The 24,409-nt window shown below is 70.3% G+C and carries 22 protein-coding genes; 13 read left to right on the top strand and 9 right to left on the bottom strand.

The window, feature by feature from the left end; all coding sequences use genetic code 11:
- Window positions 1–56: 56 nt before the first annotated feature.
- Complete coding sequence (locus FF096_RS06060) at window positions 57–638, bottom strand: helix-turn-helix domain-containing protein (protein ID WP_155215453.1); 582 nt, start codon at window positions 636–638, stop codon at window positions 57–59.
- A 137-nt stretch (window positions 639–775) separates the two neighbouring features.
- Between FF096_RS06060 and FF096_RS06055 the strand changes: the two genes are divergently transcribed.
- Window positions 776–1,489: an SDR family oxidoreductase gene (locus FF096_RS06055; protein ID WP_155215452.1), complete on the top strand. Its 714-nt coding sequence runs from the start codon at window positions 776–778 to the stop codon at window positions 1,487–1,489.
- Window positions 1,490–1,731: 242 nt separating this feature from the next.
- On the opposite strand, the gene FF096_RS06050 is transcribed toward FF096_RS06055, so the two are convergent.
- Window positions 1,732–2,391 carry an FMN-dependent NADH-azoreductase gene (locus FF096_RS06050; RefSeq protein WP_155215451.1) on the bottom strand — a complete coding sequence of 220 codons (660 nt, stop codon included), beginning with the start codon at window positions 2,389–2,391 and terminating at the stop codon, window positions 1,732–1,734.
- Window positions 2,392–2,498: 107 nt separating this feature from the next.
- Between FF096_RS06050 and FF096_RS06045 the strand changes: the two genes are divergently transcribed.
- A complete protein-coding gene (locus tag FF096_RS06045) occupies window positions 2,499–2,984 on the top strand; it encodes a MarR family winged helix-turn-helix transcriptional regulator (protein WP_196222476.1) in 486 nt (161 codons plus the stop codon).
- Here FF096_RS06045 and FF096_RS06040 read toward each other — a convergent pair.
- From FF096_RS06040 to FF096_RS06030, 3 genes are all read right to left on the bottom strand, one after another.
- Entirely contained in the window at window positions 2,981–3,655 is a 675-nt protein-coding gene (locus FF096_RS06040) for a GntR family transcriptional regulator (protein WP_155215450.1), read from the bottom strand. The genes FF096_RS06045 and FF096_RS06040 overlap by 4 nt on opposite strands.
- Window positions 3,656–3,697: 42 nt before the next feature.
- The gene (locus tag FF096_RS06035) at window positions 3,698–5,671 is read right to left on the bottom strand and encodes an acyl-CoA dehydrogenase (protein ID WP_155215449.1); all 1,974 of its coding nucleotides are present in this window, start codon (window positions 5,669–5,671) and stop codon (window positions 3,698–3,700) included.
- Between the two features lie 171 nt (window positions 5,672–5,842).
- Window positions 5,843–7,912 carry a UvrD-helicase domain-containing protein gene (locus FF096_RS06030; protein WP_309222776.1) on the bottom strand — a complete coding sequence of 690 codons (2,070 nt, stop codon included), beginning with the start codon at window positions 7,910–7,912 and terminating at the stop codon, window positions 5,843–5,845.
- A 363-nt stretch (window positions 7,913–8,275) separates the two neighbouring features.
- Between FF096_RS06030 and FF096_RS06025 the strand changes: the two genes are divergently transcribed.
- The 4 genes from FF096_RS06025 to FF096_RS06015 are packed head-to-tail and all read left to right on the top strand — an operon-like array spanning window position 8,276 to window position 12,171.
- Entirely contained in the window at window positions 8,276–9,517 is a 1,242-nt protein-coding gene (locus FF096_RS06025) for a glycosyltransferase 87 family protein (protein WP_309222775.1), read from the top strand.
- Window positions 9,514–10,551 (top strand): glycosyltransferase, encoded by a 1,038-nt coding sequence (locus tag FF096_RS26300; protein WP_196222493.1) that lies wholly within the window; start codon window positions 9,514–9,516, stop codon window positions 10,549–10,551. Before FF096_RS06025 ends, FF096_RS26300 begins: the two co-directional genes overlap by 4 nt.
- Window positions 10,548–11,513: a lysylphosphatidylglycerol synthase domain-containing protein gene (locus FF096_RS26295; RefSeq protein WP_196222492.1), complete on the top strand. Its 966-nt coding sequence runs from the start codon at window positions 10,548–10,550 to the stop codon at window positions 11,511–11,513. Before FF096_RS26300 ends, FF096_RS26295 begins: the two co-directional genes overlap by 4 nt.
- Before the next feature lie 28 nt (window positions 11,514–11,541).
- A complete protein-coding gene (locus tag FF096_RS06015) occupies window positions 11,542–12,171 on the top strand; it encodes a trans-aconitate 2-methyltransferase (RefSeq protein WP_155215447.1) in 630 nt (209 codons plus the stop codon).
- Window positions 12,172–12,297: 126 nt separating this feature from the next.
- Here the strand turns inward: FF096_RS06015 and FF096_RS06010 are convergent, their stop codons facing one another.
- The 3 genes from FF096_RS06010 to FF096_RS06000 all read right to left on the bottom strand — a co-directional run bounded on the left by FF096_RS06010 (window position 12,298) and on the right by FF096_RS06000 (window position 15,018).
- Window positions 12,298–13,104, bottom strand: a complete 807-nt coding sequence (locus FF096_RS06010; RefSeq protein ID WP_196222475.1) for a BTAD domain-containing putative transcriptional regulator — start codon at window positions 13,102–13,104, stop codon at window positions 12,298–12,300.
- Between the two features lie 190 nt (window positions 13,105–13,294).
- Complete coding sequence (locus tag FF096_RS06005; RefSeq protein ID WP_230462344.1) at window positions 13,295–14,011, bottom strand: polysaccharide deacetylase family protein; 717 nt, start codon at window positions 14,009–14,011, stop codon at window positions 13,295–13,297.
- Window positions 14,008–15,018, bottom strand: a complete 1,011-nt coding sequence (locus FF096_RS06000) for a glycosyltransferase (protein ID WP_375335308.1) — start codon at window positions 15,016–15,018, stop codon at window positions 14,008–14,010. Before FF096_RS06000 ends, FF096_RS06005 begins: the two co-directional genes overlap by 4 nt.
- 266 nt (window positions 15,019–15,284) lie before the next feature.
- Here FF096_RS06000 and FF096_RS05995 point away from each other — a divergent pair, with 266 nt between their 5' ends.
- From FF096_RS05995 to FF096_RS27225, 6 genes are read left to right on the top strand one after another with little or no spacing between them, the layout of a single operon-like run.
- Window positions 15,285–16,595 (top strand): aspartate aminotransferase family protein, encoded by a 1,311-nt coding sequence (locus FF096_RS05995; protein WP_230462356.1) that lies wholly within the window; start codon window positions 15,285–15,287, stop codon window positions 16,593–16,595.
- Complete coding sequence (locus tag FF096_RS05990; protein WP_309222774.1) at window positions 16,589–17,608, top strand: NAD-dependent epimerase/dehydratase family protein; 1,020 nt, start codon at window positions 16,589–16,591, stop codon at window positions 17,606–17,608. Before FF096_RS05995 ends, FF096_RS05990 begins: the two co-directional genes overlap by 7 nt.
- 13 nt (window positions 17,609–17,621) lie before the next feature.
- Window positions 17,622–18,590, top strand: a complete 969-nt coding sequence (locus FF096_RS05985) for a UbiA prenyltransferase family protein (RefSeq protein ID WP_155215443.1) — start codon at window positions 17,622–17,624, stop codon at window positions 18,588–18,590.
- Entirely contained in the window at window positions 18,590–19,603 is a 1,014-nt protein-coding gene (locus FF096_RS05980; protein ID WP_155215442.1) for a glycosyltransferase family 2 protein, read from the top strand. Before FF096_RS05985 ends, FF096_RS05980 begins: the two co-directional genes overlap by 1 nt.
- Window positions 19,600–20,637 carry a glycosyltransferase family 2 protein gene (locus tag FF096_RS05975; protein ID WP_155215441.1) on the top strand — a complete coding sequence of 346 codons (1,038 nt, stop codon included), beginning with the start codon at window positions 19,600–19,602 and terminating at the stop codon, window positions 20,635–20,637. The genes FF096_RS05980 and FF096_RS05975 overlap by 4 nt, the downstream gene beginning before the upstream one ends.
- Window positions 20,634–21,761, top strand: coding sequence for an endonuclease/exonuclease/phosphatase family protein (locus tag FF096_RS27225; RefSeq protein ID WP_155215440.1), 1,128 nt, complete (start codon window positions 20,634–20,636; stop codon window positions 21,759–21,761). Before FF096_RS05975 ends, FF096_RS27225 begins: the two co-directional genes overlap by 4 nt.
- Window positions 21,762–21,787: 26 nt before the next feature.
- Here FF096_RS27225 and FF096_RS05965 read toward each other — a convergent pair whose 3' ends face one another.
- On the bottom strand, window positions 21,788–22,693 hold the full coding sequence (locus tag FF096_RS05965) for an SMP-30/gluconolactonase/LRE family protein (protein ID WP_155215439.1): 906 nt from the start codon (window positions 22,691–22,693) through the stop codon (window positions 21,788–21,790).
- Window positions 22,694–22,891: 198 nt separating this feature from the next.
- Between FF096_RS05965 and FF096_RS05960 the strand changes: the two genes are divergently transcribed.
- Window positions 22,892–23,995 carry a glycosyl hydrolase 53 family protein gene (locus FF096_RS05960; RefSeq protein WP_155215438.1) on the top strand — a complete coding sequence of 368 codons (1,104 nt, stop codon included), beginning with the start codon at window positions 22,892–22,894 and terminating at the stop codon, window positions 23,993–23,995.
- Window positions 23,996–24,409 lie beyond the last annotated feature (414 nt).

The following is a 24,409-nucleotide window of genomic DNA, read 5'->3' as shown; positions in this document are numbered from 1 at the left end:
GCCGGGCAAGAGGATCTTGTGGGCGTCGGCGGTGCCGTTCGTACGAGCCGCCGCAGTCACGGTTTCGAACTCTTGCTATCGCGTTGCTGGTGTCCCCGGCGGGCGTCGCGGTCGAAGATGCCCAGGATCTCGCAGGGGCGGCCGTCGGTGCCGATGGCGTGGGGCAGCATGGTGGGGAACTCGGCCGCCTGGTTGGTCTCCAGGCGGAAGCGGCGCTGGCCCAGCAGCAACACCGCCGTGCCGGACAGGACCACGAGCCATTCCCGCCCGGGGTGGGCGCGCATGCGCGCGGGATCGTCCGGCGGTGGCTCGGTCAGGCGCTGACGGACGACGGACATGCCCGGTTCGGCCTTGACGGGCCAGCGCATCAGCCCGTGCGCGCCGTCGATCATCGGGCTGGTGACGACGTCGTCGGGGGCGGTTTCCACGAGTTGGTCCAGGGCGGTGTCCAGGGCTCGGGCCAGGGTGACGAGTTGGTCCAGGGCGAGGCGACGCTGGCCGTTCTCGATGCGGCTGAGCGAGGACGGGCTGAGCCGGGCACGGCTGGCCAGTTCGTCCAGTGACCAGCCCTGTGCGACGCGCAGGGCGCGGATCCGTTTGCGTACGAGACCGTCCAGGTCGCCGTCGTCTTGCGTCATGAGCAATACGTTATGCCTTGCCCGCAACCAACGACACGCGTTGCCGGGGCCCGGACCGAGAGTGGCCCGGGGCTGATGGGGGAGGTCAGGGCGAGTCGTTTGACCTCGACCGCAGTTGAGGTGCTTCAGTGTCGGTCATGGATCATGACGGTTTGCGGGTCGCCATCACCGGCGCGGCACGGGGCACGGGTCGACGTCTGGCCGAGGCGTTCGCCGAACGTGGCGCGCAGGTATTCCTCTCCGCCCGCGACCTGGCGGCGGCTCGGCGGGTTGCGGAGGCGATCAACCGGCGGGGGGCGGGTAGGGCTGAGGCGTACTCCTGTGACCTCGCCGTACCTGATTCGGTGCGTGGGTTCGCCGCGACCTTGGCCGACCGGACGAGCCACCTCGACGTGCTGGTCAACAACGGTGCCGCATACGTCGAAGGTGACGACCTGGCGGACGTCTCGGACGACGTGATCGAGAACGTGATGGCTGCGGGTGGGACCGGCACCGTACTGCTGACCAAACACCTGTTGTCGCTGCTGCGCGCGTCGTCGCGGCCCGACGTGGTCAACATGATCTCCGCCTGCGGCGAGGTGGGGCACCGCCGGTCCGGCGCGCATCCCGCGTTCTACGCGGCCAAGCACGCCCACGCCGGGTTCGCGGAGATCCTGTCGCACCGGCTCCGACCTGAAGGAATCCGGGTGATCTCCCTCTTTCCCCCGGACTTCGTCCAGGACGGGCCACGGCGGGCCGATGCCGACCTCGCCGCGCAGTCGGTGGTCGACTGCGTGGTGTTCGCGGTGGGTCAACCCCGAGACTGCTTCATCCGCGAGTTCCACTTCGAGCAGGTACGCACACACTCCTGAACGCCCTCCGCGAGAGGGCGCGGCGCTCGACCACACGGTCACTCTGGCTAGAGCGTTGGGTGCGCTCGTCGGTCTCGGCGACATCGTCGAGGCGTTCCAGTTCGGCGGGCTCTCCGACCCTCTGACCATCCTGCGATCCCCGCGATCGGCCTGCGCAGCCGTGGCGACCGCGAGCGGGCCGTACCCCGAGGGTGCTGCCCGGCCCGCTCGCGGGTCCGCTTCCGGCGGCGAGCGCCGCCGTCTCAGGCCGGGATCGGTACGCCGCCGAGCGCGCGCCCGGCCTCCCGGGCGGCCTGTAGGGCGCTGGCGTGCATCGCCGCGGCCTGGTCGGTGAACGGGTCGAGGGTGGGGTCGACGCCGACGAGGGTGAACTCGCGCTCGATGACGGTGAGGTCGGCGCCCCACCAGTCGGCGATGATGCGACGCAGGTACGGCGTCGAGTGGTCCCAACCCGCCCGGGGGGTGCCGTCGCCGTAGGCTCCGCCCCGAACCGTGACCAGCGCTACCCGCTTGCCCTTCAGGAACGGCTTGGCGAATGCCCGCTGGTCCGTGTTGACCAGGTCGATGTACGTCTTGAAGTGCTGCGACACGCCGAAGTTGTACAGCGGCACGGCGAACAGGATGGCCTCGGCGGCGAGCAGCTCGTCGACCAGTGTCGTGGCGAGGGCGACGGCCGCACGCTGCTCGGCGGTCTGCTCCTGGGGAGGGGTCGTCCCGGCGGTGACCGCCGCCGCCCAGGCGGTCGCGGGCAGGACGTCGACGCCGATGTGGCGCCGCTGGACCGTGTCGCCGCTGTGCGTGGCGAGCCACTCCTCCTCGACGATGTCCGCGATCTCGCGGCTCGCCGAGCCGTGGGTACGGATGCTGGCATCCAGCCGGAACAGGGTCACGACAACTCCCATGCTGTGAGGTTCAATCTTGAAGTGACGATAGCCTTCCGAGGTTCAAGCTTGAACCGAATGCGAGATGCCTCACCTCCGCAGTCAGGTCGACGACTAGGCTGGGCGACATGCCGGAGGAACCCCGGTGGTTGGACGAGTGTGAGCGCGAGGCGTGGCTCGCCTTGGCCAGCCTCATGTTCAAGCTGCCCGGCGCGCTCGACGCGCAGCTGCTACGTGACAACGACCTCACGCTGTTCGACTACTTCGTGCTCAGTGGGCTGTCCATGGCACCCGGGCGTACGCTGCGGCTCAGCGCCCTGGCCAGCCAGGTGAGCAGCTCGCTGTCCCGGTTGTCGAACGTGCTCAAGCGCCTCGAACAGCGTGGGCTGCTGCGCCGCGAGCCGGACCCGGACAACCCCCGCTACAACCGGGCGGTGCTGACCGAGGCGGGATGGGACCTCGTGGTGGCCGCGGCACCCGGGCACGTGGCCGCGGTGCGCAGATTCGTCATCGACGGGCTCACCCCGGAGCAGATCACCGCTCTGCGTGAGGTCGCCTGTCGGGTGACGCAGCAGGTCAACGAGGCAGCGGAGGACTCCCGGCGCGGCTGCTAGGTCTCGTCCTCGTCGACCGCGGTCTGCAGCAGGGGCGTCAGGGTCTGCCAGTTGACGCGGGTGGCGGCGACCGCGCCGTCGACGTCGCCGGCTTCACACAACTCGATGATCCGCTCGTGCTGGGCGACCGAACCACGGCCGCTGAGCGAGGCGAAGCGGAGCCGTTCCAGCCGCCGCAACGCGGGCGTGAACTGGTCGAGCACCGACCGTAGTGCCGCGTTCGCCGAGGCGGCCACCAGGACGCCGTGGAACTCGTCGTCGGCCGCGATGGCCGCGTCGACGTCGTCGGCGCGTAGCGCCTGGGCGAAACGGGTGTTGGCGGCGCGCATCGCGTCGAGTTCGGCGGTGGACAGGTTGGGTAGCGCCTCGCGTACCGCCAGCTCGTGCAGGGCGGTCGTCACCGACTGGGCGCCGCGCAGCGCCCGCAGGTCGAGTGGGCTGACCATCGTGTAGCGGCCGGGCTTGGTGCGGACCAGGCCGGCCTCCTCAAGCCGGGTCAGCGCCTCGCGCACCGGGGTGCGGCTGACGCCGAGCCACTGGGCGAGTTCGGCGTCGTTGAGCCGCTCACCAGGGGCCAGCGTGCCGTTCACGATCGCGTCGCGGATCGCCCGGAAGGCGTCGTCGCGCAGCAGGGACCGGGAGACGGCACCCACGCCTGCAGGGATCGGCATGCAACATTTTGCACATTTCGGCGACCGCTGTGTCAACCGCCCTCACGCGTCGGCGGTGTCGTGGTCGGTCATGACCTCCTGACGGCCCGGTTCCTCCCGCAGGATGGCGGCGTGCAACCAGGTGTCCGGGATGGCGAAGCCGTCCACCAGCGTCCGCATCTGCGGACGCAACTCCTTGAGCAGGCCGTTCACCACGGCGGTGATCGCCTTCGAGCGGCCCGGCGTGAGCCGACCGTGCTCCAGCAGCCAGCCCTTGTGCGACTCGATGACGCTCAGGGCGTACAGGTCGCAGACCCGGGAGAGCAGCGCCCGGACCGCCGGGTCGGAAGCCTCCTCGATGCCGGCGACGAACGCCTCCAGGGTGACCCGGTCGATGTGCGCGGCGGCGACGGCGAGGACGTGGTCCTGGACGTCGTTGAAGATGTCGAAGGGGCGGTCCTGCTTGCTGGACGCGCCGTTGCGCAGGCGGCGGATCGCACCTTCGAGCAGGTGCTTCTCGCGGTCCTCGAAGATCTTGAGCTGCCACCCCCGGTCGGTGACGGCGACCTCCTCGTCGCGGCCGGGCACGGCGCTGATCAGTCGCTGGATCACCGACCGGGCGGCGGTGCGTTCGAGCACCATCTCTCGCACCTGCTCGGCGACGAAGGAGGCGCGCCCCCAGCCGTCCAGCGAGCCGAACTCGTCCCGGTAGCCGGTGAGCAGCCCCTTGGCGACCAGTTGCAGCAGGACCGTGTTGTCGCCCTCGAAGGTGGTGAAGACGTCGGTGTCGGCCCGCAGCCCCGGCAACCGGTTCTCAGCCAGGTAGCCGGCGCCGCCGCACGCCTCGCGGCACAGCTGGATGGTGCGGCTGGCGTGCCAGGTCTGGGCGGCCTTGAGCCCGGCGGCGCGCGACTCCAGTTCCCGCTGCCGGTGCTCGTCCACCGGGCCGTCGCCGCCCTGCACCTCGTGCACCGCGGCGATCAGCTCGGCCTGGGCGAAGTGGAGCGCGTACGTGGTGGCCAGCGCGGGCAGCAGCTTCCGCTGGTGAGCCAGGTAGTCGTTGAGCAGCACCTCGCGATCGGCGTCGGGGGCGCTGAACTGACGGCGGGTGTCGCCGTAGCGGACCGCGATGGTCAACGCCACCTTGGCGGCGGCCGACGCCGCACCGCCCACACTGACCCGGCCCCGGACCAGCGTGCCGAGCATGGTGAAGAAGCGCCGCGAGTCGTTCTCGATCGGGCTGGAGTACGTACCGTCCGGCGCGACCTGGCCGTACCGGTCCAGCAGCATGTCCCGGGGCACCGTCACGTGGTCGAAGCTCAGTCGCCCGTTGTCCACCCCGTGCAGACCGGCCTTGGGACCGGCGTCGCCGATGGTCACCCCGGGCAGGGGACTGCCCTGCTCGTCGCGGATGGGCACCAGCCACGCGTGGACGCCGTGCCGCTGCCCATTACTGATCAACTGCGCGAAGACCACCGCCATCCGCCCGTCCCGGGCCGCGTTGCCGATGTAGTCCTTGCGGGCCGCCTCGTACGGCGTGTGCAGGTCGAAGGTCTGCGTCCGGGGGTCGTACTCGCAGGTGGTGCGCAGCTGTTGGACGTCGGAGCCGTGCCCGGTCTCGGTCATCGCGAAGCAGCCCAGGAGCCGGCCGGAGATGATGTCCCGGAGGTAGGCGTCGTGGTGACGTCGGGTGCCCAGGGCGGCCACCGCGCCGCCGAACAGCCCCCACTGCACGCCGGCCTTCACCATCAGCGACAGGTCGACCTGCGCCAGCATCTCCGTGGCGATGATCGAGGCACCGACGTCGGACCCACCGCCGTACTGGGTGGGAAAGGCCGAGGCGATACCCAGCTTGACGGGAAGCTCGCCGAGCAGCCGGGTGACCCGCTCACGCGCCTGGTCGCCGGTCTCGCCGTACACCGGGAGGAAACGCTCGTCGAGGTGCCTGCGGTGGGCGTTACGGACCTCGGCCCACGGGCCGTCGAGCAGGTCCTGAAGGCGGGCGAGGTCGACGGGGCCGGGTGCTTCATCGGGCATGGCTACCTCGCAGGACGCTGGTTGGGTACAGCTCGTTCCTACCCAACAGTACCGAGATCGACTCCCGCCCCGCCCGGATGTGGCGCGGGTCGCCGAGTCGGTGCGGTGGCCGCCGTCAACCTCCGACCTGCGCGGTCGTGACCGACGATCATGCGCGGTCGCGACCGACGATCATGAACTGAGCGCCTCCGGCAGCGGCTTGGTGTGCAGGATGACCAGTTCGGCGACGGCCCGGGTCAACGCGACGTAGAGCCGGTTCATGCCCCGGGGCTCGGCGGCGACGATGTCGGCCGGCTCCACCAGCACCACCCGGTCGTACTCCAGTCCTTTGACCTGGGTGACCGGGATCGCCCCCAGCGAGTCGGCGATCGCGTCCGGCGCGATGATCGCACCGGTTTCCGCCGCGAGGGCGGCGCGCAGGTCGTCCACCTGGCGGATCGTGAGGCTCCCACCGGGCCGGAACGAGCGGGTCGGCGCGATCCCGGGCGCCAACGCCCGAGCGGCGAAGTCGGCGATGACCTGCGGTACCCGGTAACCGGTGGGCAGGTCGAGCATCCTGGCCCCGCGTTTGCCCAGCTGCCGCACCAACTCCGGCCAGCTGCCGGCGGCCAGCGGATGGGTGGCCTGACCGAGGTCACCCACGATCGTCATCGAGGCGTGGGCGGCTCGGCGGGCGATCATGCGGCACTCCATCGGCGACAGGTCCTGGGCCTCGTCCAGGATGACGTGCAGGTACGCGTCCTCGACCGGCTCGGGGACCGCGGCGACCGGCAGCGGCTCGGCCAGCTCCGGTACGTACCCCTCCTCGCCGTACGGGTCGAAGCCGTCTGCCCAGCCCACCACCGTGTGGCCCTCCCGCAGGATGATCGCCGCCGCCCAGCGCTGCGCCGACCAGGTGTCGGAGCTGTCGAGTGACTGACCGGAGACGGCGATCGGCGTGGACAGTCCGGGTGCGAAGAGTTGCCAGCCGTCGTTGAGGCTCAGGCTGAGCACGAACTCCTCCGCCAGACGCGGACCGCTGCTCAACTCCCGTACCTGCCACCGGCTCCTGGTCGGCGTCGGCGTTACCGGCTCGCCCAGGATCTCGGCGAGTTCGTCGAGCAGCGGGACGTCGTCGACCGACCACTGCCCGTCCTGTGCGGGCAGCACGTCCTGCGGGGTGAGCGTGGGCCACCACGCGTGCAGGAAGGACGCCGGGATCTCCCGGCCGTTGAGCAGTTCCGAGAGCACCTTCGCCGCCTCGGCGCGGGCACCGTTGGGCTTGATGCCCCGGGCCTCACACCGCCGTCGGATGTCGAGGCGGGCCTTGGCCAGGTCGTCGGCGTCGAGCCTGCCCAGGCGTCGCGGCGCGTTCGGTGGGGTGTCCCAGGCCAGTTCGGTGAGCACCCGCACCATCTTCAGGTCGCCCTTCGACCTGGCGACCTCGGCGCGGTCCCGGCGGGTCGCCACGACACCGTCGTACAACTCGCCGATCGCCCGCAGGTGGACGCTGTCCTCGCCGAGACCGGGTAACACCTTGCCGATGTACTCGGTGAACACCGTCGACGGACCGACCACCAGCACCCGGCCGTCGGCGAACTTCCCCCGGTCGGTGTAGAGCAGGTAGGCGGCACGGTGCAGGGCCACCTGGGTCTTGCCGGTCCCCGGACCACCGGTGATCACGGTGACACCGGTCGCCGGTGCCCGGATCGCCTCGTCCTGCTCGCGCTGGATGGTGCTGACGATGTCGCGCATGTGCGGGCCGCGTGCCCGGGTGAGCGACGCGAGCAGGGCGCCTTCGCCCACCACCCCGTCGACGTCACCGCTCGACAGCACCTCGTCGTCGACACCGACGACCCGGGGGCCCGCACAGGTGATGATCCGGCGGCGGAGCACGCCCAGTGGCTCACCGGGGGTGGCCCGGTAGAACGGCGCGGCGGCGGGCGCACGCCAGTCCACCACCAGTGGTTCCCGGTTCTCGTCGCGTACGCCCAACCGGCCGACGCGGTAGGTGTCGCCGTCGTCGAAATCCAACCGGCCGAAGACCAGCCCCTCCTCCTGGCCGTCGAGGTCGGACAGTCTGGTCGCGGCGCGCAGCACCATCGCGTCGCGCTCGACCAAACCGGTCGACGGCCCGGCCGAGGCGCGGCCGCGACCTTTCGACTCCAGCTCTCGCGCCTGGGCGCGCATGACCTCCAGGCGCGCGTAGACCCTGTCGACCACCTGCTGCTCGATGGCGAGCTGCCGCTCTGTTTCGGACACGCCGCTCCCTGGTCTGCCGGATGCCGCCACACGGGACCGGACGAGAATATGTACCGGCCAGACCCAGAAAATCGACATCCAGGACGATTCGCACGACTTGACCGATAGATATGCTGGAAGTGGCCGCAGAGATCAGCCCACGCAGAGATCAGCCCGCCTCGCGGGCCAGGGCCTCAGGTGATCTCGACACCACCTCCCTTCGGGACCCTCGGTAATCCAGATCGGTTACAGGATCCGTTGATGGATCGATTGCTACCGTTCCTGCGCCGACGCCTGAAGGGGGAGACGGTGATGGCCCTTTCTCCGGCACCAGCCCTCCGGCCGGGCGTGAGACGGTGGCTGGCAGCACACCGGACAGCCCTGGTGCTGCTACCGATACTGCTGGCCGTTGCGGCTGCCGCCGTGCACCGGACGACCGGCCTGTTCTGGGGTGACTTCGCCGTCTACCAGGCGGGCGCCGCCGCGGCCACACGCGGCGACGGTCACCTCTACGAGGTCACCCACCAGGGCACCGACGGCATCGTGCTGGGCTTCACCTACCCGCCGTTCGCCGCCTTCCTGTTGCAACCGATCGCGTACGTCGACCCCTCGGTGGGCGTCGGAATCTGGCTGCTGGTCTCGGTCGTCGCGTTGTCGGCCGTGGTCGGCGTGACACTGCGCGCCCTCGGGGTGGCCGCCTCCGCCGGCGCGGTGCTGACCGGCACGGTCGCGCTGCTGCCGGTATTCCCCGTGGCCGGTCATCTCCAGGTCGGCCAGGTGGGTCTGTTCCTGATGCTGATCGTGTTGGTGGACCTGCTGCGCGGTCCCGGCCGACGCTGGCACGGTCTCGGTGTCGGCATCGCCGCCGGGGTGAAGCTGACCCCGCTGATCTTCGTGGCGTACCTGGTGTTCACCGGTCGCTGGCGGGCCGCGGGCGTGGCGCTGGCCGGCTTCGCCGCCACCATCGGGATCGGGTTCGCCTGGCGACCGCAGGACTCGGCCCGATTCTGGGGCGGTGGCCTGCTCGACACCGACCGGGTCACCGGAGATCCCCGCACGGTGCTGAACCAGTCGCTGCACGGCGCGCTGGCCCGGCTGGGCGACACCGCCGACGTACGGGCCGTCTGGCTGCCGCTGGCGGCGGCGGTAGCGGTGGCCGGGCTGGTGATCGCGGCCCGGTGCGCCCGCGCCGGTGAGCCGCTGCTCGGTGTGCTCGCCTGCGCCGTCACCGGGCTACTCGTGTCGCCGGTCTCCTGGCACCACCACTGGGTGTGGTGTGCGCCCGCCCTGACGCTGCTGGTGGTACGCGGACGACGGGCCGGGCACCGGATCGCGGTGCTGCTCGGCGTGGCGCTCTGGGCCGTGCTCGTGCTCAGCGCCGGGTGGACGGTCATCGGCCTACGCGGGACGGACCTGCACTTCCAGGGCTGGGAACTGCTGCACACCAACACGTACGTGCTCGTCGGGACGGCCGCACTGGGCTGGCTGGCGCTGCGTCCGGGCGGCTCGTCCGTCGACGCGGCGGCCACCCAGCCGGAACCGGCGGCCACTCCCGCCGCGCAACCGGAGGGAAGGGACGAAACCACGGTGAACCGCGCCGACACCATCGAGGGCGGGATCCGGTGAGGGTCTCGGTGGTCGTACCCAACTTCAACAAGGAACGGACCCTGCGCGACTGCCTGTCGGCGGTGTACGCGCAGACCCTGCCGCCCGCCGAGGTGATCGTCGTCGACGACGCGAGCACCGACCGGTCGCGGCAGATCGCGGCCGGTTTCGGGTGCACGCTGGTGGCCTTCCCCACCAACCGGGGCGTGTCGGCGGCCCGTAACGCCGGTGCCGCGCGGGCCACCGGTGACGTGTTGTTCTTCGTCGACTCCGACATCGCGCTGGCCCCCGACGCGCTGGCCGCTGCGGTACGCGTGCTGGAGGCGCACCCTGACTGTGGCGTGGTGCAGGGCATCTACGACCTGCGTCCGCTCTACGACGACGGCCCGGTCGAGGCGTACAAGACGTTGTTCGAGCACTACTGGCGGCGTCGGGCGACCGGGGTGACGACGAGCACCATGTTCGCGCTCACGGCCGTGCCGAAAGCCGTGTTCGAGCTGGTGGGCGGCTTCGACGAGCGGCTGCGGGACGCCGAGGACGTGGAGTTCGGCACTCGGCTGCCCCGGCGGTACGAGATCCGGGTCAGCGACGAGATCGTCGGCCGACACGACGACGTGGACCGGCTGTGGCCGTACCTGTCGGAGCTGTTCCGCCGCGCGGTGACCTACGCCGACGCGGTGGTGGCGGCCCGCTGGCGGAGATCGCCCGTCGAGACCGAAGCCGAGGAGCGGCAGCCGCATCCGGTCGACCTGGGCTCCGTGGTCGGGATGGGCGCCACCGGACTGGCGGTGGCGGCCATGCCGCTGGTCTTCGTCACCCCCTGGCTGGGGTTGCTGCCGGTGGCCCTGCTCACCGCCGCCGTGGTGGCCGACCGTGACCTGCTGGCGTTCGCCCTGCGGCACCGGGGCCCCTGGTTCCTGGTCTACGCGACGTGGTTGCGGTTGATGACCCACCTGACCGAGTTCGTCGGGATGGGACTGGGAGTGTGCGCCGCGCTGGTGCGGCGGGTCCGCGCCGACCGGTCCCGACCGGTGAGCCTGGTGTCCCGCCGGTGAACGGCCGGTGGTGGCGGCTGGCCAATCATGTGTTCACCGCCGTGTTCGTGGTGGCCCTGACCGTCGGTCTGGTGCTGTTCGTGCGGTCCCAGGACTGGGCGCCGGTGGCGACGCTGGCCAGCCAACTGGATCCGTTGCGGGTGACGGCGGCACTGATCGCGGCCCTGCTGATCAACGCCGCCGGACTGCTGTTGGGCATGGCGTCGTGGCGGGCGCTCTTCATCGACCTCGGCGCGCCGGTCGACCGGTGGACCGCGTACCGGCTGTTCTTCGTGGGTTTCCTGGCCAAGTTCGTCCCCGGTCGCTTCGTCGCCCTGCCGGTGCTGTTGCGGATGGGCAAGGAGATCGAGGTGGGCCCGGTCCGGCTGGCCGGGGTCTTCCTGCTCAGCTGGGCGGTGGTGGCGATGACCGGGATGACGGTCGCCCTCGCGGCGGGGCCGGCGTTGCTGTCGGGGGCGGCCGGGTGGCTGCTGGTCGCCACGGTGCCGCTGGTGGTGCTGGTGGCCCGCCCGGACCTGCTGAACCGGGGGCTGGCAGCGGCGGCCCGGCTGTTTCGGCGACCGCCACCGCAGGTCGCCGCCTCTCCCGGCGGTGTGCGTCGGGCGGTCACCGCGCAGTCGCTGTCCTGGCTGGTCTCCGGGCATCACCTGTGGCTGCTCGCGGTGGTCGCCGGAGCACCGCCGGCCCGGTCGTACCTGATCTGCGTGGCCGGCTTCGCCGCCGCGACGGTGGCCGGCCTGTCGGTGATGATCGCCCCGGACGGCCTCGGGGTACGCGAGGCGGTGCTGATGATCGGCCTGGCCACCGTGCTGCCGGTCGCCGTGGCGACCCCGGTGGTGCTGGTCAGTCGGCTGGTCTGCGCCCTCAGCGAGGTGGCGGTCGGCGGCGGCGGTCTGCTGCTGGCCCAGTACATGCACCGGCGTCGCCGAGACCCGGTCCAGCAGGTCGCGCCCGTCGGCTGACGGCCATCCCTACCTGTCGGAGGAGATCATGGGTAACACGCCACTTCGGACGATGGCCCGACTGGTCGGCGCGCCGGTTCGGGCGTTGGTGCGGCGCAGCCCTCGGCTGACGGCCATGCTCTGGGACACCCAGTACGCGTTGGGGTTCTGGGGCTACCTGGACGACACCGGCGGTGGGGAGGTGCCGCTGACGCTGATCGAGACCTGGGCACCCCGCCCGACGATCCTCGACCTGGGCTGCGGCACCAGCGCCAATCTGCCACTGGCCGAGGGTCGGCACCGGCACTACCACGGGGTGGACATCAGCCGACGGGCGATCGAGGTGGCCCGGTCACTCGACCGTCCGAACGCGTCGTTCGAGGTGGCCGACATCCGGACGTACGACACCACGCAGCGGTTCGACGCGATCCTGCTGCGCGAGGTCATCTACTACCTGTCCGTGCCGGAGGCGACCCAGCTGTTGCGCCGGCTGCCCAGCCTGCTCACCGAGCGCGGGCGGATCCTCGTGCAGATCTACGACGTGCAGCGGTCGCGGGAGTTCGTGGAGGTGTTCCGCGAGTGTGCGCTCGACGTGGCCACCGAACTGCCCACGGACTCCGACGGCGGCGGCGCAGGAGCCTTCTTCGTGCTGACGCCGGCCGCCGCGCCGAGCTCCTGACCGTCTGCCCGCGCCGAGTTCCTGACCGTCTGCCCGCGCCGAGTTCCTGAGCGGCCGCCCGGGGCCCCGGGTCGGTCCGGGGGCCTGGCCCGCCGCACCTGAGCCCTGGGGCCGCCGGGCGCCGGGTCAGACCGGAACCCGCCGCTCCCACCACGGGCGTACCGTCACGGGTTCGCTGCGCAGCAGGCGGCGGTGCAGGTCCTGAAGTCGATGCCCCGGCTCCACGCCGAGCCGGTCGGCGAGGGTGGCGCGGGCGTCCTGGAAGGCGGTGAGCGCCTCCGCGCGCCGGGAGGTCTGCCCGAGGGCGACCAGCAGCAACTCCCAGAGCCGTTCCCGCATCGGATGCTCGACCAGCATCCAGCGCAACTCGGCCACCACGTCCTCCACGTCCCCCAGGAGCAGGCGCAATCCGGTCACCTCCTCCAGTACGTCCTGACGCAGCTCGGTCAGCCGGATCCGTTCGGCCTCGGCCAGTGGGCCGGTCGCCTCGTGCAGCGCCTGGCCGGACCAGTGCGCCAGGCCGCGCTGGAAGAGGTAGAGCGCGTGCGGCAGGTCGGCCCGGGAGCGGGCGGCGCGGGCCGCCCGGACGTCCCGTTCGAAACGTACGATGTCCACCGCGTCCGGCGGCACGTCCAGGGTGTACCCGGGACGGGTGGAGCGCAGCACCCGGGCGAGGGCCGGACGTCGGCCCGGCGGCTCCAGCACCCGGCGCAGCCGACCGATGTAGGTGTGCACCATGTTCTCCACCGAATCGGGTCGGCGACCCACCCAGATGGCGTCGACGATCTGGGCCACGGACAGCACCATGCCGCTGCGCATCGCCAGCACCGCGAGGACTTCGCGTTGTCGTGGTGTGCCCAGGTACAGGCGGGTGTCCGCTCGCCGGGCCTGGATCGGGCCGAGCAGCAGTATGGACAGGTCATCGTGCGACATCAGAGTTTCTCCCCCACCCATTCGAGCCGGGTGTCACGACCCGGCTCCGGCGCTTGTGCGGTGTCGACGGTTCCGGCCGGTTGCGGGGCACCCGCTGCTTCGCGGGGCGGATGGGCACCGGCAGGTGCGTCGACGGGTTGACGTGGACTGGTGGTCATCCGCTGCGGAACGGGGTTCGCGCATTCCCCACCTACCGGTCGTCCGCGACCGTGACGAAGCGGAGCCCCTGGCCGATGAGTCTCGGGATGACCTCGGTCAGGGCGGCGATGGTTTGCGACCGGTCACCGCCACCGTCGTGGCAGAGCATGATCTGCCCGGGACGGGTACGGGACAGCGACCGGGTGATCCGGTCGACGCCCGGACTGCGCCAGTCGCTGGGGTTGACCGTCCAGTCGACCGGGGTGAGGCCGAGGTCGACAGTGGTCCGGAGAACAGTGGGCGACCAGTTGCCGCCGGGTGCGCGGAACAACCGGGGGCTGACCCCGGTGGCGTCCTCGATCTCCCGCTGGGTCCGGTCGATCTCCGCCCGCACCATCGGGCGGGACAGTGCGGCGAACGGTTGTGGGTGCGTCATGGAGTGGTTGCCGATCACGTGACCGGCGGCCAGCACCCGGCGGGCGAGTTCGGGATGCTCGCGTACCCGGTCGCCGATGAGGAAGAAGGTGGCGCGTACGCCGTGGGCGTCGAGCAGGTCGAGCATCGGCGGGGTCCACGTCGGGTGCGGCCCGTCGTCGATGGTGAGCGCGACGTCGTCACCCGGTACGCCGAACGTGGGCCACTGTGGACCGCCGAGGGTCGGACGGCGACGCAGGAGTTGTCGGCCACGGTAGGCGAACATCAGGTAGTGCAGTGCCTGCGCGCAGAGCTGAGCGGGGATCCGGGCGAGCGTCCCGTGGCCGGTGTTCATCGGGACGTTTTCGCGGCGGGCACCCGGGTCGGCCCGAAGCTGCGGTCGGTGAGGTGACGCAGCCCGCCCACCACGGCACCGGCGACGACGGCCAGTTGGACTGTCAGGTGTACGGCGAAGAAGAAGGCGGCGAAGGCGGGGCCCCGCTGACGCAGGACGAAGCGCAGCAGGGCGGGCTCGGCGACGGTGAACAGCACGAAACCCAGCAGGGTCGCCAGCGGCCAGCCAGCGGTGAACGGCGCCAGCAGCAGGGAGGTCGGCACCAGGGCGGCGGTGAGCAGGCCCGCCGGGGTGTTTGCCCGGATGCCGGCCGGGCCGCGTTCGGCGAGGGCCACCGGGATCAGCAGCTGCGAGCGACGGAACTGCTTGCGCAGCAGCGCGCCGAGCTGGCTGTCGTCGTCGTGACGGCAGACGACCGTGTCGGTGAGGACGATGCCGTGGCGGTCGCCCATCCGGTCGCCGATCTCGACGTCCTCGGAGGCCCGCAGGTTCTCGTCGAACAGGCCGACGGCGTCGAAGACCTCCCGCCGGATGAGGCAGATCGCGAAGAGGGTGGTGCGTACCCGACCGACGTTGCGCAGCCGCCAGTAGTGCCCGTGCAGCAGGCGGTACGCCTCGACGGGCCCGTCGTCGAACAGCGGTGTGAGCGCGTAGATGCCGTGGACGCAGGCGACGTCGGGTTGCTCGCGCAGGATCGCCAGGGCGTTGCTCAGCGCGTCCGGCTCGGGTGCGCAGTCGGAGTCCAGGAAGAACAGCAGATCGCCGGTGCTGGCCTGGATGCCACGGTTGCGGGCGGCGGCCGGGCCGGCGTTGCGGTCGGTGACCAACAGTCGGCACGGGAAACGTCGGGCGATGTCCCGGGTGTCGTCGGTGCTGGCATCGTCGACGACGATGACCTCGGTCACCGGGTGGTCTTGCCGACGAACCGCCTCGAGACAGGCACCCAGGGTCTTCGAGCTGTTGTGGGTGGGGATGATGACCGAGACCGTCGGCGGCATGTTCAACACCTTCGGGACGTAGGGCAATGCGCTAAGGAAATTGACGAAGAAAATTCTCTGTACTGCGACCAAGTTAACGATCGGCCAGCGCTGCCGCAAGGGTTGCCTTGCGTAGTCAAGGTTGCATCCAGCAACGGTCCAGGAAAGATCTCGGGGCAATGGATAGCGTCCCGGCCATGCCCAATCTGGTCAGCGTCGAGGAATGCGAACGTCTCACCATTCGGGAGGTGCACGACCTCTATCGGCGGTACGTGAACGCAAGCCAGGTCAATCTGATGACCTCGTTCGGGTTCGGCCGAGAATTGGTCGAGCGGGCTGAGGGCGCCTACCTGACATTACGTGACGGCCGCCGGATCCTCGATCTGACCGGCGGGGTGGGGGTGCTCAACCACGGGCACAACCACCCACGGATCATCGAGGCTCGCCGCCGCTTTGCCGAGCGCCAGCGGATGGAGGTCCACAAGACGTACTTTTCGCCCTACCTTGCGGCGCTAGGTCATAATCTCGCGGAGCTGCTTCCCGGCGACCTCTCGATGTCCTTCCTGCCCAACTCGGGGGCGGAGGCGGTGGAGGGGGCGGTGAAGCTGGCCTACAAGTACCACGGTGGCCGGCGTGGGACCATCCTGCGCGCGGACTGCGCTTTCCACGGAAAGCTGCTGGCCTCCGGCGGTCTCACCGGGCAGCCGCACTTCAACTTTCCGACAATTCCGGGAATCGTCCCTTTCGCCTACGGGGATCTAGATTCTGTACGGTCGGCCATCGACGCCCATCCGGACGATGTCTACGCCCTCATCATCGAGCCGTTCAGCGCCTCTACCATTCAGTGGTGTGACGAATCGTTCCTCCGTGGGGTGCGAGAACTGTGTGACCAGCATGACATTGTGTTGATCTTCGATGAGATCTATACCGGCTGGGGTAAGACGGGTAGCCTCTTCTACTTCATGCGCTACCCAGGGTTGATACCGGATGTGCTAACCACGAGCAAATCCTTCGGTGGCGGCAAGTCGTCGATTTCGGCCTTCGTGGCCCGTAAACCGGTGTTCCGCAGGGCGTACGACAATCTGACCGACGCGCTGCTGCAGAGCACCAGCACCACGTACTACGGGATGGGGGAGGAGTGTGTCACCGCCCTCGAAGCGATCAACGTGGTGGTGGAGGACGACTACCCGGCGCGGGCCCGCGAACTGGAACGTGTCCTCGAACCGGGACTGAACCGGCTGGCCAAGGAGTACCCGGACGCCGTCGGCCGGGTGGCCGGTGCCGGGGCGCTCTGGGGTGTCCAGATCGAGGGCGGCCCGAAGGTCCTCGACCTGGTGGCCCGACTCGCCCCGAGCGGCGTGGCCAAGGATCCTCGGTTCAAGGCCAAGCTGGTGACCTCCGCCGTGGTCAACGCCCTGTACCGCGACCACGACATCTTCACCTACTACGCCCTCAACGGACGCAACCCGCTGATCATCGCACCGTCCCTGGTCACCGAGCCCGCCGACGTGCAACGCGGCATCGACGCCCTCGGCGAGGTGCTCGACCAGGGGCTGACCCGGTTGGTCACCCGCTTCGTCGCGCAGAAGGTGGGATCGCTGTGGTGATCACGGTCACCGGCGCCGCCGGCATGCTCGGCTCCCGTCTGGTGGAACGGCTCACCGCCGACAACCATCAGGTACGCGGCGTCGACCTACGCGACGAGAGCACCGTCACCGACGTCGGCGACATTCGTGACGCACGGTTACTGGATCGCGCCTTCGCCGGCAGCAGCCTGGTCATCCACTGCGCGGCGGCCCTGCCCAGCTACCCCGACGACCAGATCAAGTCGGTCATCGTCGACGGCACGCGCAGCGTGTTCGCCGCCGCGCAGCGGGCCCAGGTCACCCGGGTGGTGCACGTGTCGTCGACGGCCGTGTACGGACTGCCCAAGCAGGTGCCCACCCCCGAGGAGCACCCGCGTACCCCGGTCGACACCTACAGCGCGGCCAAGGCGGCAGCGGAGGAGATCGCCGAGGAGCACCGCGCCCGGGGACTGCCGGTGGCGGTGCTGCGCCCCAAGACCTTCCTCGGCCCCGGCCGCATGGGTCTGTTCGCGATGCTCTTCGAATGGGCCGAGGAGGGGCGCAACTTCCCCGTGCTGGGCCGCGGCGACGTGCGGATCCAGATGTTCGCCGTCGACGACCTGGTCGACGCGGTGGTCACCGTCCACAACGCCCCGGACGACGTCTTCAACGACACCTACAACCTCGGCGCCGACCGCTTCGGCACCCTCCGCGAGGACTTCCAGGCGGTCCTGGACGCCGCCGGCCACGGCCGCCGGGTGGTCTCGCTGCCCGCCCGGCCCGCACTGGCCGCCCTCAGCCTGCTCGAACGCAGCAAGCTGTCCCCGGTCTACGGCCGCCTGCTGCACAAACTGATGGCCGACTCGTACGTCAGCACCGAGAAGGCCCGCCAACGCCTGGGCTTCCAACCCAAGCTGTCCAACCAGGACGCCATTCTGCGCACCTACGAGTGGTGGCGCGCCGAACAGCAGCGGGCCCGCCCCGCCCGGCAGGGACGGACGAGTCGCGACCCCTGGAAGCAGGGTGCCCTGGCCGCCGCGAAGATCTTCTTCTGACAGGGGTGCCGCGATGACGTCCGTCGAAACCGCGGTGGAGCCGCCCGCCCCGGTGGTCACCCGGCGCAGCACCCGCCTACCCACGCCGCTGCGACCCCTGGTGGCGCTGGCCCGCCCCGGCCACGCCGTGAAGAACCTGCTCGCCGTGCCGCTCGCGCTGGCCGACACCCCGGTGTGGACCGGCGCGACCCTGTGGCGATGCCTCTGGGCGGTCATCGCGTTCACGCTGGCCTCCTCGGTGATCTACGTGGTCAACGACATCGCCGACCGTGACCGCGACCGGGAACACCCGGGCAAACGCAACCGCCCGATCGCCGCGGGCCGCGTCTCGGTCGCGGTGGCCTGGGTGTACGCGGGCGTGCTCGGTGTCGCGCTGGTCGCGGTGATCGTCGCCGGACCGGCCGTGAACTGGTGGCCGCTGCTGACCTACCTGGTGCTGACCACCGCCTACAGCAGGTGGCTCAAACACGTGCCACTGCTGGACGTCTGTGTGGTCTCCGCCGGCTTCGTGCTGCGGGTGTTGCAGGGGTACGCGGCCACCGGCGCGGAGGTCTCCAGCCTGCTGCTCACCGCCGTGTTCAGCGGGTGCCTGGTGCTCATCCTCGGCAAGCGCCGCCACGAGCTGGCTGCCCTGGGGACACCCCACCGACCGGCGTTGGACGGCTACAACCTGCTGCTCACCGACCACCTGCTCGGGCTCACCGCCTCGCTGGCCGGCACCACCTTCCTGCTGTACCTGCACATCGACGCGCCGGTCGACGCGTACCCGCCGCTCGCACTGGCCATCGTCGTACCGCTGGGTCTGCTCGCCGCCTTCCGCTATCTCCAGGCCGTCCTGGTGCTGCGCGGTGGCGGCGACCCGATCCGGATCCTGCTGAGGGACCGGACCATCGTCGTGTGCGCCGCGCTGGCCGGTGTCACGTTGGCGCTGGCCCAGATCATCGCCCGTTACCCCAACCTGCTGACCTGGACGGACAGTTGATGAAGCAACCCCTGGTGTCGGTCATCGTGCCGAACTACAACTACGCCCGTGCGCTGCACCTCTGCCTGGACTCGCTGCGCGCGCAGACATATCCCCACCTGGAGATCATCGTGGTGGACGACTGCAGTACCGACGACTCGGTCGCGGTCGCCGAGGCACACGGGGCGCAGGTGCTGCGTACCCCGCGAAACGGAGGGCCGGCGGCGGCGCGCAACCTGGGCGCGGCGGCTGCGGCGGGGGAGATCCTGTTCTTCATCGACTCGGACGTGGCCGCCCGGCCCGACGCGGTGGCCAACGCGGTCGAACTGCTCACCGCCGACCCGACGATCGGGGCGGTCTGCGGCAACTACGACCCGGTGCCGCTGATCCGGGACAGCCTGTTGGAGGAGTACCGCTGCCTGCAACAGTCCTACTGGTTGATCGCCGACGAGGGCCAGATCATGACGCTGTACACCGCGTTGCTGGCCATCCCGGCGCGGGTCTTCAACGAGGTGGGACCGTTCAACCCGGAGCTGCGGGAGACCGAGAACGCCGACTACGGGATGCGGCTCGCGCAGCGCTACCGGATCCTGCTCTCCCCCCGGGTACGCGGTGTGCACGACCACGACCACGAACTCGGTGTGCTGGTGCGCAAGGTGTTCACCCGTACCGCCCTGCACATTCCGCTCTACGCCCGAAAGCCGGAGTTCCCCGGCGGCCTGCGCAGCGGCCCCCGGGCCTGGGTGAGCATCGCCGCCCCGCTGGCGCTGCTGACCACCGTGCTGCCGCTGCTGTTCGGCCCGCTGTTCCTCCTGGTGCCGATCGCCGCGCTGATCGCGTTCATCGCCGGCGACGCGCCCATGTACCGGTTCGTGTGGGCTGAACGCGGCGCCCTGTTTCTGATCTACTTCATCGCGATGCACTTCTTCCTCAACCTAGTCATCGCCGTCGCCGCGGCGTGCGGTGTGGCCGCCTGGCTGGCCTCGGCCCGGTTCCGCCGGCTCTACGACCGTCCGGAGGTCGCGACCCGATGAACGAGCTGCCGCTGGTCTCGATAATCGTGCCGAACTACAACTACGCCGAGTCACTGGATCTGTGCCTGCGGTCCATTCTCGACCAGACGTACCCGAACATCGAGTTGCTGATGGTCGACGACTGCAGCACCGACCAGTCCGTCGCGGTGGCCGCCGCCCTCGGTGTGAACGTGGTCAGCACCGGCGTCAACGGTGGCTGCGGTACCGCCCGCAACGTGGGCGCCGCACACACCCGAGGCGAGCTGATCTGCTATGTGGACTCCGACCTGGCCCTGGCACCGGACGCGGTGGCCACCGCGGTGCGGATCCTCACCGAGGACCCGACCATCGGGGCGGTCTGCGGCATCCAGGACGCCGAGCCGCTGCTCCACGACACCCTCGTCTCGCGCTACCGGGGCCTGCAGTACCACTACTGGTCGATCAGCTCCGAGGGCGACATATCGTTCCTCTTCCCGGCGATGTGCGTCATCCGCCGCAGCGTCTACGACGAGGTCGGGCCGTTCAACCCGGCCCTGCGGCAGACCGAGGAGGTCGACTACGGCTACCGGCTGACCCGTCGGCACCGGATGGTGCTCACCTCCGAGGTACGCGGCCGGCACGACCACGATCACGAACTGGTCGGGTTGCTCCGCAAGCTGTTCCACCGGGGACGGCTGCGGATCCCGCTGTACGCGCGGGCCCGGCGATTCAGCAAGGGCTTCGAGACGGCCTCCCGTGCCGGAGGCAGCCTCGCCGCCTTCGCCGCGCTGCCGGCGCTGGCCGTACCGCTGGTGCTGGGCCCCGTCGGTGCCGTCGTCCCGGTCGCCCTGCTCGCCACGTCGCTGGCCTGCGACGCGGGGATGTACCGGTTCGTGCTGCGCCGGCACGGACTGCTGGCCCTGCTCGGCTTCGCCGCGCTGCACTTCGTGGTCAACGTGACCATCAGCGCCGGGGTGGCGACCGGTGCCGTGCAGTGGGTGTTGTCCCGGCCCTTCCGGCAGCTGTACGACGCCTCCTTCCCGATCGACAGCACCCCCCGGTGGGAGTCGGCGTGACGACGGCCGCGCCGGTGGCCGTGGCCGGCACCGAACCGGACGCGTCCACCCGCGCGGCACCACGTCGCCTGCCCGCGGCGTTCCTGGTCGTCGCCGCCGCGCTGTGGCTCGCGTTCACCGTCACGCACCTGGTGATCAGCGGGCGGTGGTGGTTGTGGCTCGCGGTGGACGCCGTGCCGCCGCTGACCTTCGTCCTCATTCCCCTCACCCTGGGCGTCGGCGCGGCGGTGCTGCGCCGACGGCGGCGCACGGTGGCGCTGCTCGCCGCCGTCGCGCTGCTGCTCGGCGCGGGCCAGTCCGGCGTCAACATCCGTCGGTGGCAGGGCGGTGACGGTGTCGCGCCGCCCGACGCGGTACGGGTCTTCGTGTGGAACACCGACTACTGGGACGAGGGCGACCAGACCGAGACGATGTACCGGATGCTGCGGGAGGCCGACGCCGACGTCTACCTGTTGCAGGAGTACTGGTACGCGCGGACCGCCGGGCCGACGGAGACGGACCTGGAGCGGCTGCGCGCCGAGTTCCCCGGTTTCCACGTGGTGGCCGTCGGTGAACTGGTGACCGTCTCGCGCCTGCCGGTGCTGCGGCAGGAGCCGCTGCTGGCCGACGATCTGCCGCCGGAGGTCGCCGGGGCGGGTGACGGGTGGCGCTACAAGACCCTGCGTACCGACCTGGACGTCGGTGGCGGTCGGGTATTGTCGATGTACAACCTGCACCTGCCCGTGCAGCTGTCACCCGACCACAGTCTGTTCGACCGGGCCTTCTACCGGGTGCTGCGCGAGCAGTACGCGCAGCGCGAACCGCAGTGGCGGGTCCTGGCCGCGGACGTGGCCGCCAACCCGCATCCGAAGCTGCTCGCCGGTGACCTGAACACCAGCCCTGCCATGGGTGACCTGCGCAAGCTGCCCGACGGCCTGCGCGACGCCGCCTACGCGATGCCGTCGCTGTACCCGGCGAGCTGGGCGGACAGCCCCGGCTGGCCGCAGTGGTGGCGGTTGGACTGGGCGTTCGTGTCGGCCGACGTGCGGGTGCACTCCTACCGGTTCGGTACCGGGCACCCGGTGTCCGACCACCGTCCCCAGGAGCTGGTGGTCTCCCTGCCCGGCGGCTCACCGGCGGGGTGAGCGGGACGCCGCTGTCGCGGCCCGGCCTAACGACCGGTCGGGCCCGCGCCGGTGACGTTGAGCGCGAGCGAGTAGACCGAGGTCGTGGCGGTCACGAACAGCTGGTTGCGCTTGCGACCGCCGAAGGTGAGGTTCGAGCAGATCTCCGGCAGCCGGAGCTTGCCGAGCAGCGTGCCCTGCTGGTCGAAGCAGTGCAGACCGTCGTGGGCGGCGACCCACAACCTGCCCTCCCGGTCGAGCCGGATCCCGTCGAACGATCCGGCGTCGCACTCGGCGAGTACGCCCCGGTCGCGCAGTCTCCCGTCCGGGTCCACGTCGAAGTGACGCAGGTGGCGACGCCTGGTGTCGACGATGAACAGGCGGCGCTCGTCGGCGGAGAACGCGAGGCCGTTGGGGCGTAGGAAGTCGTCGGCGACCCGCTCCACCCGGCCGTCCGGCGAGCAGCGGTAGACGTGGCAGCCGTCGAGTTCCGGCTCGGCCCGGTGCCCCTCGTAGTCGCTGTCGATGCCGTAGCTCGGGTCGGTGAACCACAACGCGCCGTCCGAGGTCTCGACGATGTCGTTCGGGCTGTTGAACCGCTTGCCCTGCCACCGGTCCGCCACCACGGTCAGCGATCCGTCGGGCTCGGTCCGGGTGACCCGCCGGTTGCCGTGCTCGCAGGTCACCACGCGGCCGAGACGGTCGATGGTCCGGCCGTTGGGGTAGCCCGCGGACGCCTGGAAGACGTCGCAGCGGCCGGTGATCTCGTCCCACCGCAACACCCGGTCGTTCGGGATGTCACTGAACAGCAGGCAACGCCAGGCCGCCGAGTACGCGGGCCCTTCCAACCACCGCCCGCCGTCGAACAGCCGCCGCACCACGCGGTCACCGCCCACCGCCGCGAACCGCTCGTCCAGGATGTCCCACCGCGTGGGTATGCGCTCCTCCGTCATGTACCGGATGCTATGCGGCGCACCGCGCGGCCCTTACGAGACTGGGGGCTGGCGTCGAGGGCCGGCATGGGTCACGCTGACTGTCGACCCAAGCCATCGACACATGTCACCACCTTGCCTGGTGTCGAGCCGTCCGGCGGCACACCGGACACGCCCGAACCTCTCGGGCATCCGCATCCCTGGATGTGAAGGAGCGCCATGAAACCGTCCCTCCGGGCCTTGGCGGCGGTGGTCGTCCTCGCGGCCCCGCTGGCCCTGACCGCCCCCGCGCAGGCGGCCAACACGCTCACCATGCGCGGCGCCGACGTCTCCTCGCTGCAACGCAGCCTCGACCTCGGCGCGCGCTACTACGACGCCTCCGGCGCGCAGGCCGATCCCTACGACATCCTCGCCTCGAAGGGCGTCAACTATCTGCGGCTGCGCGTCTGGAACAATCCGGCCAGCGGCTACAACAACAAGGCCCGGGTGCTCCAGCAGGCCAGGGCGATCAAGGCCAAGGGCTTCAAGCTGCTGATCGACTTTCACTACTCGGACACCTGGGCCGACCCGGGCAAGCAGTACCCGCCGGCGGCCTGGGCCGACCACTCGCTGAGTCGGTTGCAGGAGGACGTCTACGCCTACACCTACGACGTCTGCACCGCGCTGAGGGCGCAGGGCACCACGCCGGACGCGGTGCAGATCGGCAATGAGATCAACGTCGGCATGCTGTGGCCCGCCGGGCGGGTGGTCAACAACGACTTCGCCCCACTGGCGAGTCTGCTCAAGCAGGGTTACCGGGCCACCAAGGCGTGCCACGGCGGCACCCAGGTGTGGATCCACACGGCGAACGCGGACAGCAACGCCAACGCCCGCTGGTTCTACGACGGGATCAGGGCGCAGGGGGTCACCTGGGACGTCACCGCCCTGTCCTACTACTGCCACTGGCACGGCACGTTGGCCAATCTGTACAACGTGATCGCCGACGTGCGGTCCCGCTACGGCAAGCCGGTGGTGATCGCCGAGACGGCGTACCCGTTCACCACGGCCGACGCCGACCAACAGCCGAACGTCATCTCCGGCACCGCGCGCTGTGACGACATCCCGGCCACCTGGTCGGGGCAGGCGCAGCAGTTCAGTTGGGTGCAGAACACCGCGCGCAACGCCGGCGCGGTCGGCGTCTTCTACTGGGAGCCGACCTGGTACGCGATCCGGGGCAACGGATGGGACCCGGCGGACATCAACGGAACCGGTAACGGCTGGGACAACATGGCCGTCTTCGACTGGTTCGGGCGGGTCAACCCGAACCTGTCCTGGACTCCGTGACCGTCGGACCGGGCCCGGCGAAGCCGATCAAGGCATAGACCTCTGTCGTTTGACGTATGACGACGTTAACGCTAACTTCGCTGTCACGGATGGGGTTTCGTGGCTGCCGGGAGCCGGATTCCCCACCGTGGTCGCACGCCGGCCAGCCTCGACCTGGGCACGTCGTCACGCTGGTCGGCCATTCAGGCGACCCGATCGCATGACACCACGTGCTGACGCCACCACCCGACGCCGGCACATCCGCACGGCATCCACGGACTGCACGTGTGGCCCTAATCGAAGGAGCGGACCATGAAGTCCCTCGGTGAGGTTCGTCCCACCTCCCCACCCCGACGCGGTTGGCGGTCGGGGTTGGCTGCGGCTGCTGCCGTGGTCCTGGTGGCCGGTGGCCTGGTGACGGTGAACGCGGCGCCT

It is taken from the genome of Micromonospora sp. CP22 (genome assembly GCF_009712475.1).
Taxonomy (GTDB): Bacteria; Actinomycetota; Actinomycetes; order Mycobacteriales; family Micromonosporaceae; genus Micromonospora.
This window is presented reverse-complemented; position numbering and strand designations above follow the sequence as displayed.

Coding starts and splice junctions, on each gene's coding strand:
- FF096_RS06045 (WP_196222476.1), top strand. CDS start 2,499: ATGCCGGAGGAACCCCGGTGGTTGGACGAGTGTGAGCGCGAGGCGTGG.
- FF096_RS05975 (WP_155215441.1), top strand. CDS start 19,600: ATGAACGAGCTGCCGCTGGTCTCGATAATCGTGCCGAACTACAACTAC.
- FF096_RS06060 (WP_155215453.1), bottom strand. CDS start 638: ATGACGCAAGACGACGGCGACCTGGACGGTCTCGTACGCAAACGGATC.
- FF096_RS05980 (WP_155215442.1), top strand. CDS start 18,590: ATGAAGCAACCCCTGGTGTCGGTCATCGTGCCGAACTACAACTACGCC.
- FF096_RS06040 (WP_155215450.1), bottom strand. CDS start 3,655: ATGCCGATCCCTGCAGGCGTGGGTGCCGTCTCCCGGTCCCTGCTGCGC.
- FF096_RS05985 (WP_155215443.1), top strand. CDS start 17,622: ATGACGTCCGTCGAAACCGCGGTGGAGCCGCCCGCCCCGGTGGTCACC.
- FF096_RS06050 (WP_155215451.1), bottom strand. CDS start 2,391: ATGGGAGTTGTCGTGACCCTGTTCCGGCTGGATGCCAGCATCCGTACC.
- FF096_RS05965 (WP_155215439.1), bottom strand. CDS start 22,693: ATGACGGAGGAGCGCATACCCACGCGGTGGGACATCCTGGACGAGCGG.
- FF096_RS06055 (WP_155215452.1), top strand. CDS start 776: ATGGATCATGACGGTTTGCGGGTCGCCATCACCGGCGCGGCACGGGGC.
- FF096_RS06010 (WP_196222475.1), bottom strand. CDS start 13,104: ATGTCGCACGATGACCTGTCCATACTGCTGCTCGGCCCGATCCAGGCC.
- FF096_RS06005 (WP_230462344.1), bottom strand. CDS start 14,011: ATGAACACCGGCCACGGGACGCTCGCCCGGATCCCCGCTCAGCTCTGC.
- FF096_RS06035 (WP_155215449.1), bottom strand. CDS start 5,671: ATGCCCGATGAAGCACCCGGCCCCGTCGACCTCGCCCGCCTTCAGGAC.
- FF096_RS05960 (WP_155215438.1), top strand. CDS start 22,892: ATGAAACCGTCCCTCCGGGCCTTGGCGGCGGTGGTCGTCCTCGCGGCC.
- FF096_RS05995 (WP_230462356.1), top strand. CDS start 15,285: ATGACCTCGTTCGGGTTCGGCCGAGAATTGGTCGAGCGGGCTGAGGGC.
- FF096_RS06015 (WP_155215447.1), top strand. CDS start 11,542: ATGGGTAACACGCCACTTCGGACGATGGCCCGACTGGTCGGCGCGCCG.